This window comes from Phaeobacter porticola (assembly GCF_001888185.1).
Lineage (GTDB): Bacteria > Pseudomonadota > Alphaproteobacteria > Rhodobacterales > Rhodobacteraceae > Phaeobacter > Phaeobacter porticola.
Genome location: NZ_CP016364.1, coordinates 2,021,402 through 2,032,844, shown reverse-complemented (window position 1 = coordinate 2,032,844; position 11,443 = coordinate 2,021,402). Strand labels below are relative to the sequence as shown.

12 protein-coding genes are annotated in these 11,443 nt (G+C 59.9%); 4 read left to right on the top strand and 8 right to left on the bottom strand.

Annotation, left to right across the window (positions count from 1 at the left end; all coding sequences use genetic code 11):
- Entirely contained in the window at positions 1-1,104 is a 1,104-nt protein-coding gene (gene lptG, locus PhaeoP97_RS09765) for an LPS export ABC transporter permease LptG (protein WP_072504904.1), read from the bottom strand.
- On the bottom strand, positions 1,101-2,243 hold the full coding sequence (gene lptF / locus PhaeoP97_RS09760; protein WP_072504903.1) for an LPS export ABC transporter permease LptF: 1,143 nt from the start codon (positions 2,241-2,243) through the stop codon (positions 1,101-1,103). Before lptF ends, lptG begins: the two co-directional genes overlap by 4 nt.
- Positions 2,244-2,480: 237 nt before the next feature.
- Here lptF and PhaeoP97_RS09755 point away from each other — a divergent pair, with 237 nt between their 5' ends.
- The gene (locus PhaeoP97_RS09755; RefSeq protein ID WP_072506398.1) at positions 2,481-3,956 is read left to right on the top strand and encodes a leucyl aminopeptidase; all 1,476 of its coding nucleotides are present in this window, start codon (positions 2,481-2,483) and stop codon (positions 3,954-3,956) included.
- Between the two features lie 20 nt (positions 3,957-3,976).
- On the top strand, positions 3,977-4,441 hold the full coding sequence (locus PhaeoP97_RS09750; protein WP_072504902.1) for a DNA polymerase III subunit chi: 465 nt from the start codon (positions 3,977-3,979) through the stop codon (positions 4,439-4,441).
- Between the two features lie 34 nt (positions 4,442-4,475).
- Here PhaeoP97_RS09750 and PhaeoP97_RS09745 read toward each other — a convergent pair whose 3' ends face one another.
- The 3 genes from PhaeoP97_RS09745 to PhaeoP97_RS09735 form a co-directional block, all read right to left on the bottom strand.
- Complete coding sequence (locus PhaeoP97_RS09745; protein WP_072504901.1) at positions 4,476-5,057, bottom strand: retropepsin-like aspartic protease family protein; 582 nt, start codon at positions 5,055-5,057, stop codon at positions 4,476-4,478.
- A gap of 67 nt (positions 5,058-5,124) precedes the next feature.
- Positions 5,125-5,745: a MarC family protein gene (locus PhaeoP97_RS09740; RefSeq protein WP_014874962.1), complete on the bottom strand. Its 621-nt coding sequence runs from the start codon at positions 5,743-5,745 to the stop codon at positions 5,125-5,127.
- Complete coding sequence (locus tag PhaeoP97_RS09735; RefSeq protein WP_072506397.1) at positions 5,745-7,598, bottom strand: ABC-F family ATP-binding cassette domain-containing protein; 1,854 nt, start codon at positions 7,596-7,598, stop codon at positions 5,745-5,747. The genes PhaeoP97_RS09740 and PhaeoP97_RS09735 overlap by 1 nt, the downstream gene beginning before the upstream one ends.
- A gap of 242 nt (positions 7,599-7,840) precedes the next feature.
- Here PhaeoP97_RS09735 and ndk point away from each other — a divergent pair, with 242 nt between their 5' ends.
- Positions 7,841-8,263 carry a nucleoside-diphosphate kinase gene (gene ndk / locus PhaeoP97_RS09730; protein ID WP_024096904.1) on the top strand — a complete coding sequence of 141 codons (423 nt, stop codon included), beginning with the start codon at positions 7,841-7,843 and terminating at the stop codon, positions 8,261-8,263.
- A 124-nt stretch (positions 8,264-8,387) separates the two neighbouring features.
- On the opposite strand, the gene PhaeoP97_RS09725 is transcribed toward ndk, so the two are convergent.
- From PhaeoP97_RS09725 to PhaeoP97_RS09715, 3 genes are all read right to left on the bottom strand, one after another.
- Positions 8,388-8,909: a DUF4112 domain-containing protein gene (locus PhaeoP97_RS09725; RefSeq protein ID WP_072504900.1), complete on the bottom strand. Its 522-nt coding sequence runs from the start codon at positions 8,907-8,909 to the stop codon at positions 8,388-8,390.
- Entirely contained in the window at positions 8,902-9,072 is a 171-nt protein-coding gene (locus PhaeoP97_RS09720; RefSeq protein WP_072504899.1) for a YqaE/Pmp3 family membrane protein, read from the bottom strand. Before PhaeoP97_RS09720 ends, PhaeoP97_RS09725 begins: the two co-directional genes overlap by 8 nt.
- A gap of 90 nt (positions 9,073-9,162) precedes the next feature.
- Positions 9,163-9,492, bottom strand: coding sequence for a TfoX/Sxy family protein (locus PhaeoP97_RS09715; protein WP_072504898.1), 330 nt, complete (start codon positions 9,490-9,492; stop codon positions 9,163-9,165).
- A 219-nt stretch (positions 9,493-9,711) separates the two neighbouring features.
- Here PhaeoP97_RS09715 and PhaeoP97_RS09710 point away from each other — a divergent pair, with 219 nt between their 5' ends.
- Complete coding sequence (locus PhaeoP97_RS09710; protein WP_072504897.1) at positions 9,712-11,073, top strand: glycosyltransferase family protein; 1,362 nt, start codon at positions 9,712-9,714, stop codon at positions 11,071-11,073.
- Positions 11,074-11,443 lie beyond the last annotated feature (370 nt).

Below are 11,443 nucleotides of genomic sequence, written 5' to 3'. Positions count from 1 at the left end.
TTATCCGTCCTCGGCATGTAAGAGTAATCCCATCGTCAACAGGATGGCCGCAACTGGTGGAGCCCATCCGGCCAGTGCCACAGGAACCTGACCGTTTTCTCCCAGAATTTGGGCGAAATTGCGCAGAAAATATAGCCCAAATCCCAGCAGAACCGCGGTTAATACCGCAAGCCCGGTGCCACCAAAGCGGGCGTGTCGCATGGTAAATGCAGCACCAACCAGTGCCATGGCAATCAAAAACAACGGGCGCGCCAGCTCAACCTGTAGCCAGACTTCGTAGCGTTTGGTGGAAAAACCGGCCTCTGACAGCTCGCGGATGGTCGAGGGCAGATCGTAGACAGAGATGCCTGTGGCAGTGCCCAGCGTGTCACGGATCCTCTCGGACGTCAGCGTGGTGGACAGCCGTAGCGTCGGGTGGTGTTCAGCGTTGGTTTCCGGGTTCACGCCAACAATCAGGGGCCAGACCTTGGCCTTGGTCAGAACCCAGTCTCCACCGTCCAGCGCGGCCGCATCGGCCAGCGTCTGGCGGATTGGGCGGCCTTCGGGACCGTAGGACAGGATCGTTACCTCATGCAGCGTAATGTTCTCAGGATCGCCACTGTAGCCGGTGGCGTGGATCACTGATTGGCCCTGCGCGCCACCCTGGCGCAGCCAAAGACCTTCGCCGGTCAGCGACAGGGCGGCGGGGCCGCCATTGCGGTAGGTCTCTGCCAGATCACGGTAGCGGTTGGAGGTCGCGGCCACAATCGGGTTCAGCGTGCTAACGGCCAGAACACCGATCAGCGCTGCCAACAGGACAGGCGCCGCCAGCGCCCGGATGCCCGAACGGCCAATGGCGCGGGTCACCACCAATTCGCTGCTGCGGGCAAGGCCGATGAACAGCACGATGGTGGTCAGGATCATGATCAGCGGTAGAAATTCGCTCAGGGCAGCGGGCGCATTCAGCAGCGTCAGACCAAACAGTTGACCAAAGGAAAGGTCCTGCGCGTCAAATCGGCGGATCTGCTCATTTAGGTCGATCAGGATCACAAGGGTTAACAAAACACTACAAATCACTGCAAACCATTGCAGAAACCGGCGCGCATAATAAAGATCCAGTGTCATGCCGTGCGCTCCCGACGTTGATGGCGATGGCGCGTAACAATTGGTCCCAACGGCTTGGCCGCCAGTTGCAGAAACAGCAGCCCCACGGCAAGTCCGATCACCGTGGGTAGATAGATCAACGGCCAGAGATCGGCATCCTGTAACACCGGTTCAGACACCACCCCACGCAGTCCTTCGACAAAGATCAACAGCACAAAGGCCAGGAATGCTTGCCGCCAGACGCCAAACCGTGAGAACCCGCCCAGCATCAACGAGGCAAAGCCGATCAGCACCACCGCAAGACAGACCAGCGCGCGGGCAAACCGTAGGTGCAGTTCTTCGGCCAGTGCGCCTGCACTATAGGACCCTTCAGCGATCAGCTTTGGCGTCTCGCGCAGCAGTTCAAGGCTGGGGATGGCGCGGATGTTGCGGGTTCTGGTCTCAGCTTTATTGGCAAGGCTGCTGATATCATACGAAAAATCAGAAAATATGGTTGAGGACAATCGCCGGGTTTCCGTGTCGGTGCGCTGGGACATGCCATCGACCATCACCAGATGGGTCTTGTCGTCGTCTCGCACCAGATAGGCCTTGCCGCCGGTGTAGGTGACGCTTTCTTCGGGGTTGCGGCGGTCAGACAGGAACACATCATTCAGGGTGCCATCAGGATCAATTCGTCCGATGTAAAAGGTCACTCCGCGCGCCGGATGCAGAAAATCGCCCTCGCTCAACAGCTTGGCCGTCACATTGCGGGCAACCTCGGATTCGCGTTGTTCGAGTGTGGCAATTGAGGCCGGCAGGAGAATATGGGTCAGGATCGACATCATTGCCGCCGTAATCAGGCCAAAGGCCAGCGCCGGTTTGGCCATTTGCCAGGGGCTGGTGCCGGTGGCCCGCAGCACTGTCAGCTCGCTCTCGCTGTTGAGCCGGTTGGTCACCCAGACCGAGGCCGCAAAGGCGGCAACGGGCAGCACCATGCGCACCAGATTCGGCAGCGCAAGTGCCGTGAACTCCAGAAATACCAATGCAGACTGTCCGTCACCGATCAGACGGTCAAACAGCACAACCGCGCGATTGATCCAGAATACTGCCACCAGAATCAAGGCAAAGAACCCGAAAAACAGCAGGTATTGGGACAGCACATATCTGTCGTATCGTGACACTCGATCCCCCCAGACCCTACTGTCCTTGTTTTGTGGCGACCTTAGAGGATTTGTTTGCCGGGGAAAACTGCATTCTGAGCACGGGCGACAGTCAGCCGTGACCACCTTGTTAGCTGGTCAGTGGATCTGCGCGATGGGCTTGGTCTTGGCCTGCCCGCGCATCTGCCTCTAGTCATTGTCGCACAGGCAAGTTACCTGTTGGGAATTGAGGATTTGACCCTGACAGGAGCCCCACATATGCGCCCGCTGACCCCGACACGTTTTGTTGACTTTGATCCCAAGACCCTCTCCGACATTGAGGGTCGCGTGGTGGTACAGATCACCCCCGAAGGGACATTGGGGCAGGCTGCACGCACCGCAAACCGGCTGACCAAAGGCGCGCTGGCGCGTTTGGTCGAGGCGAAGAGCTTTGAAAAGACCAAGGCGGGCGATGTGATCTCACTGGCCTGGCCTGCCGGCATGAAGGCTGAGGCGCTGGATATTCTGGTCACCCCGCGCAAGATCAGTGCCGTAGACGCACGCAAGGCAGGGGCAAAACTGGCTGCACGCGGCGATGGCAAGACCATCACCGTGATGGCTGGTTCCATGCCCCGCGCGGCGGATCTGGCACTGGGGATGGCGCTGCGGGACTATCGCTTTGACGATCATAAAACCGGCGACAAATCTGCGTCTGAGGCCGAAGTGGTGATCGCGCATAAATCCTCTGCCGATATCGAAGCGGTCTATGCCCCACTGGCTGCGGTGGCCGAGGGCGTGCATATGACCCGTGATCTGGTCAATGAGCCTGCAAATGTGTTGACCACCACCGAATTTGCCAACCGTCTGGCCGAGATGGAGAGCCTCGGGCTCAAGGTTGAGGTGCTGGAAGAGGACCAGCTGGAAGAGCTGGGCATGCGGACGCTGCTCTGTGTTGGCCAAGGTTCTGCCAGCCCGTCCAAAGTTGTGGTGATGCATTGGAACGGCGGCGAAGACGGGGACGCCCCACTTGCACTGGTCGGCAAAGGCGTGGTTTTTGACACCGGGGGTATCTCGCTAAAGCCGGGTGCGGGCATGGAAGACATGACCATGGACATGGGTGGCGCAGGTGTTGTGGCCGGCACCATGCGCGCGCTCGCCCTGCGCAAGGCCAAAGCCAATGTCGTGGGCCTGGTTGGGTTGGTGGAAAATATGCCGTCGGGCAATGCCACCCGTCCCGGCGATGTCATCAGATCCATGAAGGGTGACACTGTAGAGGTGATCAATACCGACGCCGAGGGGCGTTTGGTGCTGTGTGATGTGATGTGGTATGCGCAAGAGCGGTTCAAACCGGTTGGCATGATTGATCTTGCCACATTGACCGGCGCGATTATCATCGGCCTTGGCCATGAGAATGCCGGTGTGTTCTCCAACGACGATGCGCTCTGCAATGCCTTCCTCAAGGCTGCCGATGCCGAGGGTGAGGGCGCGTGGCGTCTGCCCTTGGGCAAGGCGTATGATGATCTTCTGAAATCGCGCATTGCGGATATGAAGAACATCGGTGGCCGCGCCGCTGGGTCCATTACCGCAGCCCAGTTCCTGCAGCGCTTTGTTCAGGACGACACCCCATGGATCCATCTTGATATCGCCGGTGTGGCGTCCGTCAAAACTGATACTGATTATGCGCCCAAAGGCGCCACCGGCTGGGGCGTCATGGCGCTGAGCCGCCTGGTGCAGAACATGTTTGAAGCGGACTGAGGCAGGCTGAGACACAGACCATGGGGGCGGCCTATTTCTATCACCTGACCCGGCGTTCGCTAGAAGAGACGCTGCCGGTCCTCCTCGACAAGGCGCTTGGCGCCGGGTGGCGCATTGTTGTGCGCGCGCAGGACCAGCAGCGGATCGCACGTCTGGACGAACGCTTGTGGCTGGGGGCGGAGGATCAGTTTCTTCCCCATGGTCTGGTTGGCGGCCCCCATGACGCGCTTCAGCCTGTCCTGCTCAGCCATGAGACCACGCCGGTGACCGGCACCAGCTGCCTGATGACGGTGGATGGCGCGGAGGTCACGGCGGAAGAGGTGACGGCGCTGGAGCGTGTCTGCATCCTGTTTGACGGCACCAGCCCGGACGCGGTGGCCCGCGCACGCGTGCAATGGAAATCCCTCACTGATGCGGGGTGCTCAGCGCAATATTGGTCCGAAGAGAGCGGGCGCTGGGAAAAAAAGGCCGAGAAAACCGCCTAAGGCACCAACCCGCGTAGGGGGGGCGGCGCTGGCCTCAGCGGGTCAGGATCAGTGATCCGTTGCGGATCTCGATGCTGGACCAGCGTTGCAGATAATCCATCCCCAGCAGCGATTGATCCATCTGTCCCTCGTTCACCGACAAGCTGATATTGCGGTCTGTGATGCCGCCCAGTGACATACTGTCCACCTTGGCCAAGGCGGTGCGCACCTCGCCATTGGCGGTACGTGCGCGTCCCAGATAGGCCAGATCATCGGGGTTCAGGCCAACCCGTCGGGCGTCTTCCTCGTTCAGCACCACGGCGCTGGCGCCGGTATCGACCAGGAACTGTACCGGCACGTCATTCACATCCACGGTTAGGTAATAATGTCCGTCGCGTGCGCGGGGCACATCGACGCGACCCTCGTCGCGCATCACCACCTGCTGCGGCTGAACCGTACTGCGGATATCGTCCCAAAGGCCGTAGCCAGCAATCACCCCAAGAAAGATGAACGCCCAGATCGCCAGCTGTTGCACAGTCTTGCCCAGCCCCTGCCGGTTCTGCACGAACACCCAGAAGCCAACCGCAACCAGCAGCAGCATCAGATAAATCAGCCGTGGGGTTTCAATGCCGTCCAACTTGCTTCTCCTACGCTATTTGGGCTTCACTGCCTAATATGGGAAGGAAATCACCTGTTACGAGGGGTTATCCCCCGGCAAAGCCAAAGGCGCGCAGACCGTCCAGAACAAACTGCACCGACAGCGCCGCCAGCAGCATCCCCAAGAGGCGGGTCACCACGGTGATACCTGTTTTGCCAAGCAGCCGCTCAAACAGGCCGGAGAACAGGCACATGATCAGCAGGATACCCAAGACAGCAAAGACCACGCCCATCACCATGGCAAACCCGGCAAAACCCGGCTGCTGCCCGGTCAGCAGGATCACCGTCGCGATGGAGCCGGGGCCGGCAATCAACGGGATCGCCAGCGGGAAGACAGAAGGATCGTCAAAATCATCTTCCTCGCTGCGGTCCTCGCGCCGCTTGTTGCGGCGTTCAAACAGCATGTCGAGGGCGGTCAGGAACAGCAACACGCCTCCGGCAATGCGAAAAGCGGCCATGGAGATCCCGGCAAATCCCAGCACCGCCTCACCAAAAGCGGCGAAGACCGCCAGCAATACGGCGGCAGTCACGGTCGAGCGTAGGGCAATTGCCCGGCGCTGCGCCGGTGTCATGCCTTGCGTCAGCGCCAGAAAGATCGGCGTCAGGCCAATCGGATCCACGATCACAAACAGCGTGACAAAGGAGGTGATCAGAAAGGCGGTGTCCATCACAGGGCTTCCGCTTTCTCAAGCTTCTCCACCGCCTTCAGCCACAGATCCTCTGCCCGGTCCTGCGCTTCCATCACTTCGGCGTATTTGCGTTGCCAAACCACGGCCTCATCCTTGCGCTCTTCGTCATAGAGGGCCGGATCGGCAAGTTTTTTGGCCAGTTTGTCACGCATTTCGCTGACTTTGCCCAACCGCGCCTCACCTTTACGCACCTCTGCGCGCAGCGCCTGAATGGCATCGCGAGACGGGCGTTTGGGCTTTTCGGCTTTGGTCTTGGATTTGCCCGCCGGTTTGTCGCGTGTCAGCAGCAGATCACGATAGGAGGGCAGATCGCCCTCATAGGGTTTCACCGTACCGCCGGAGACCAGCCACAACCGGTCCGCCACCAGGCTCAGAAGGTGCATATCGTGGCTGACCAGAATGACCGCGCCGGAATAGGCAGTCAGTGCTTCCACCAGCGCCTCGCGGCTTTCGATGTCCAGGTGGTTGGTCGGCTCATCGAGGATCAACAGATGCGGCGCGGGCAGGGTGGCCAGTAGCAGCGACAGACGCGCCTTTTGCCCACCGGACAGCCGCCCCACCTCGGTATCCGCCTGATCTGACCCAAGGCCAAAGCCCGCCAACCGGGCGCGCAGACGGGCCTGTCCCTCATTGGGGCGCTCGCGTTGCAGATGCTGCAACGGGGTTTCGTCAATATGCAGCTCATCCACCTGGTGCTGGGCAAAGAAACCGATGCGCAGCTTGCTGGACTGGGTCATTTTGCCCGTCATCACATCCAACCGGCCCGACAGCATCTTGGACAGGGTGGATTTGCCCTCGCCGTTCTTGCCCAGTAGGGCAATACGGTCATCCTGATCAATCCGCAGATCCAGGCGGCTCAGGATCGCATTGCCGTCATACCCAACCGAGGCACCCTCGGTTGCGATGATGGGCGGTGACAGCTCTTCCGGTTCGGGGAAGGTAAAGACCGTGCGCGCTGCATCTTCGGGCGCACGGATGGTTTCCATCTTCTCCAGCATCTTAACGCGGCTCTGGGCCTGTTTGGCCTTGCTCGCCTTGGCTTTGAACCGGTCGACAAAGGCCTGCAAATGGGCGCGCCGAGCATCCTGTTTCTTGGCCTGGGCCGCCTGATTGGCGCGATTGGCAGCGCGCTGACGGGCGAATTGGTCGTAGTTGCCGGAATAATAGGTCAGCCCCAGCTCTTCCAGATGCAGAATGCCATTGACCGACCGGTTCAGCAACTCGCGGTCGTGGCTGATGATGATCACCGTGTGCGGGTATTTGACCAGATAGGCCTCCAGCCACAGCGCGCCCTCAAGGTCCAGATAGTTGGTCGGTTCATCAAGCAGCAACAGATCCGGTTGCGAGAACAGCACCGCTGCCAGCGCCACACGCATCCGCCAACCACCCGAATAATCGGAACAGGGGCGTTGCTGGGCCGCATAGTCAAACCCAAGCCCCTTGAGGATCGCGGCGGCGCGCGCCTCGGCTGACCAGGCGTCGATATCTGACAGACGGGTCTGAATTTCGGCAATCCGGCCAGGATCCTGCGCGGTCTCGGACTCGGCCATCAATTCGGCGCGTTCAGTGTCTGCCGCCAGCACCGTATCAATCAGCGATACGTTGGAAGACGGCGCTTCCTGTGCAATGCCACCAATACGCGAGCGGCTTGGCAACGAGATCACCCCGGATTCCAGCGACAGCTCATTGCGGATCAGCCGGAACAGCGTGGTTTTGCCGGTGCCATTGCGGCCGACCAAACCAACCTTATGGCCAGTGGGGATCGTGGCGCTGGCGCCATCGAACAACAGGCGGCCTTCGACCGCGTAGGAAATATCGCTGATACGTAACATGCCAGCGGTGTGGCCCAGCCACCGGGTGCTGTCAATCGGCCACGGCAGCCAGAACGCGCGAAGAGCGACATCTTGGCCGGGATTGGACACATTAAACGTGATCTGGGTTCGCGAGCGCGGCCCAGATACGACAGGTGAGTGAACAACCCCCTTCCCAAGGCGCGCGAGCCATGTTAGGCGGCGCGCGAAGTTTCCGGCCCCGGGAGGTCCTTTCCGCGGCCCAATATGCAGGAGTATGCCTAATGGCTCTGGAACGTACCTTTTCGATCATCAAACCCGATGCAACCCGTCGCAACCTGACCGGCAAGATCAATGCCAAGTTCGAAGACGCAGGTCTGCGCGTCGTCGCACAAAAGCGCATCCACCTGACCAAAGCACAAGCGGGTGAGTTCTACGCCGTACACGCCGAGCGTCCGTTCTACGACGAACTCTGCGAATTCATGGCATCCGCGCCGATCGTTGCTCAGGTTCTGGAAGGCGAAAACGCCATCGCGAAAAACCGCGAAGTCATGGGCGCCACCAACCCGGCCGACGCAGCTGCGGGCACCATCCGTGCTGAGTTCGCCGAATCCGTTGGCGAAAACTCTGTCCATGGTTCCGACGCGCCGGAAACCGCAGCAGTTGAAATCGCATATTTCTTCTCGGGTCTCGAACTGGTCGGCTAAACCGCAGCATCGTTACTCGATCTGAATCAAGAAGGCCGCGCCGGATCAACCGGGGCGGCCTTTTTCATGGTCTGTTGTAGCACGTATTGCTTGTACACGGCGCAAAACACGCGTCATGTGTGGATCACTGCACTTGCAGATGCGGGCTGTTGCCGACCCGCACGGGTCTTCGCCGTCTGGCCGACAACCGGTGCGGCACCTTGTCTGCCGCTCTCAATGTTTGTGGCAGCGGTGCCTTAACGTGATCAAAACCTCTGCGGGCCAGCCGTTTCGCCAAAGGCTCGCCCGCCATGGCCTTTTTTTCGAGGTGACGCCTCAGGACGGCGACATTGCGGACATTGGCTTTCCAACCGATATCAAAGAGATCACCAATCAGCGGCACGGTGCCGATCAGCGTATCCACTCCGACATTGCCGACCATCCGCGCCAACGTCCCGGCAGAAGCCCCCATGCGGTAGCCTGACAGTATTATGTAACCTGCTGGGGCAAGGGCCAGCGCATCGCCGACACCCGGCACCAGGCCCAGAATACTGTCCCAGCCGACCCGCGTGCCCAGAACGGGCAAACGGAACGCCTTGTCCATACCATGCGCCAGCTGCTCAAGGGACTGCAGCCTGCTTTCGTGACGGGTCAATCCCTCAGGCATGCTGCGGCTCCCGTGCGATGACCCAGACGGCGTGAACGATGCCGGGGATGTAACCCAGGATAGTCAGCAGGATGTTCAGCCAGAAATGTTTGCCCAAACCAACTTGAAGAAAAACACCCAAGGGCGGCAGAAGAACGGCGACGATGATGCGGATAAGGTCCATAAGAGATCTCCCAGTAAATGCTGTTGAACTTACCTTATCAACGCATTGACGTAGGTATGGTTCCATCGCGAGGTTGGATACCTGGGGCAGCTAGCGCCGCGGGATCACTCCGATTTCGTTCAACTGGCGTTCAAATGCGGACCGGTCTGTATCGAAACACTGTGCCTTTAGCGCATCAAAGGATCTGCGCAGCGCGGCCTTCTCTTCACCCTTGCAATCGTTCCATGGCCGTCCCTGAAGCGCCATCACCAGAACGTAATATCCGATGAAATGTGGCTTGGTTCCTGCCTCCATCAGGCGCGCATAGGCGGCATCGGCTCCCAGCGCACGCAAGGCCTCTGCCGAGGGGATGCCGGCACGGGTGCAGGCCGTCTCAAAGGCGGGGCCAAGATTGCGGATCGAAGAGACGGGTGTGGACATACCGGGAACATATCTGCGGGACCTGTGACTGTCACGCCGTAATTTTAAGGAAATTTGAAACACTTCTATGGTGAATTGAAGGCGTTTCTCTCGCTAAAGATGCAGGACCGCTATCCTTTTTTGCGGGCGGAAACACCCACTGGATAGAAGATTGTGATCGCTGAATTCCCTAATGTGAGATCAACACGACGCAACCCGATACGCCGAAAGGACTGCAGCATGATTTATCCCATCGTTCTCGCCGGAGCCACCGACACCGATACCGCAAGCAGCGCGGAGATGGTGCCGATGCACTTTGAAGATGCTGTCGGTGTCCAGAGCCGCTTCCAGATGCTGTTGTCGGCCATCGCCGCGCCGGAATTCCAGGCGCCGACCGTCGTGACCTGTGGCGCTTTTGCCGAAGTCGCGGGCACCCAGATGGAAGCGATGGGCCTTGCAGGTCTGTTGCTGCTGGAGCCGGGCGCAACCAAAACCGCTGCCGCCACTATCGCAGCCCTTCACAGCCTGCGGGCCTCGGCAGACAGCCTCGTGTTGATCCTGCCCGCAGATCAGGATTTTGATGACGCTGACCAGCTCCAGGATGCTTTGGCGCAGGGGGTCCATGCGGCACAGCAGGGCGATATCGTGATGCTGGGCGTGCAGACAGACCGGGCTTGCCGTAGCCATGGCTACATTGAATGTGCCCGCAGCGTTAATGCCGATGGCGTCACCCCGGTGAGCAACTTTCTGGATCAGCGCAACCCGGCCTTTGATGGCTGGCGCGAGCAGCCTGCCGCCAAACTCTGGAGCACCGGCATCTATCTGGCGCGCATCGACACCTTGCTGACCGCTTACAAAAAACACGCCGCCCGGATCCTGATGCCTAGTAAAACCGCTGTTGCACGGGGGCTTCAGATCGACGGCATCCTTGCACTGGACGCCGAAAGCTATCGCCGCGCCCGTGGCAGCTCTTTTGAAACCGCGATCCTGCGCCAGTATGCACAGCTGTCGGTGGTGGAACTGGATGCAGGTTGGAATGAAGCGGATGCATGGCAGGTCGAGACCGAGGCGGCAAGCGATGCGGAATGGGATGCTTGGCTGACCCGTAGCGTCTCTGGCGAGGCGGCCTGGTGCAAAACCCTGCCACACAGCCGCAAGGCTATGGCCGAACACATGGCGGAGACGGCGCAGGTTAGTGTAGAAGGCAATGACGCCGACACTTTGGCGACCTGGTATGCCGATCAGCTTAGCGAGGCGCGCACGACCAGCGCAGGTCAGACCACGACCGAGAGCTGGGGCCGCAGTGAGGTCCTCGATATGGGAACCCGTAGCATCGTCAAACATCTGACCGTGCTGCCGGGGCAGAGCCTGCCGCTATCGGTTGCGACCCTTGGCACCCATTGGCGGGTGGTCGAAGGCTCTGCAATGATTTCATCGGATGAGCGGGTGCGGATGGTCTGGCGCGATCAAAGCCTCACCAGCGGCGGCGAAATTCAGCAGATCGACAATATCGGCATCCGTCCGCTGCGACTGATCGAGGTCGCCCCGACCCGGAATACTGCGATCAAGAGGGCGCGTGTCAACCTGCAGGGGGTTGCGTGATATCCCGTTGTATCGACATTGAAAACCAGGGCCGCAAAGCGCAGCGGCCTTGGGTTGTTTTTAGCAGACCGCATCCGTCGCCAAACCCGGGGTGGACAGTTGGCACAGACAGATCGCGGTCATGGGCGCGCACCGCCCGCTATTGATCAACGCCGGCTGATGTTTGCGCTATTGATGGCTGCCAGTCGCAGCCGCTGCGGGTCAATGTTCCGATCACCAGAGCCGCAGTAATGACGGTAGTGTTCACTGATACCTAGTGGTGGAAAGCAGGCGTTCGTCCATATGCACCGCCGAAGCTAACGGTTGGGGTCAAACCGGGTCTTTGTTTTCACCTGCGCCATTCTGCCACCTTCACCGCTGATCGACGTCG

What these genes read in the sequence shown, in the direction of transcription:
- PhaeoP97_RS09725 (WP_072504900.1), bottom strand. Translation starts at nt 8,909, where the DNA reads ATGCCTGAGGGATTGACCCGTCACGAAAGCAGGCTGCAGTCCCTTGAG.
- ndk (WP_024096904.1), top strand. Translation starts at nt 7,841, where the DNA reads ATGGCTCTGGAACGTACCTTTTCGATCATCAAACCCGATGCAACCCGT.
- PhaeoP97_RS09750 (WP_072504902.1), top strand. Translation starts at nt 3,977, where the DNA reads ATGGGGGCGGCCTATTTCTATCACCTGACCCGGCGTTCGCTAGAAGAG.
- lptG (WP_072504904.1), bottom strand. Translation starts at nt 1,104, where the DNA reads ATGACACTGGATCTTTATTATGCGCGCCGGTTTCTGCAATGGTTTGCA.
- PhaeoP97_RS09740 (WP_014874962.1), bottom strand. Translation starts at nt 5,745, where the DNA reads ATGGACACCGCCTTTCTGATCACCTCCTTTGTCACGCTGTTTGTGATC.
- PhaeoP97_RS09755 (WP_072506398.1), top strand. Translation starts at nt 2,481, where the DNA reads ATGCGCCCGCTGACCCCGACACGTTTTGTTGACTTTGATCCCAAGACC.
- PhaeoP97_RS09735 (WP_072506397.1), bottom strand. Translation starts at nt 7,598, where the DNA reads ATGTTACGTATCAGCGATATTTCCTACGCGGTCGAAGGCCGCCTGTTG.
- PhaeoP97_RS09720 (WP_072504899.1), bottom strand. Translation starts at nt 9,072, where the DNA reads ATGGACCTTATCCGCATCATCGTCGCCGTTCTTCTGCCGCCCTTGGGT.
- PhaeoP97_RS09710 (WP_072504897.1), top strand. Translation starts at nt 9,712, where the DNA reads ATGATTTATCCCATCGTTCTCGCCGGAGCCACCGACACCGATACCGCA.
- PhaeoP97_RS09715 (WP_072504898.1), bottom strand. Translation starts at nt 9,492, where the DNA reads ATGTCCACACCCGTCTCTTCGATCCGCAATCTTGGCCCCGCCTTTGAG.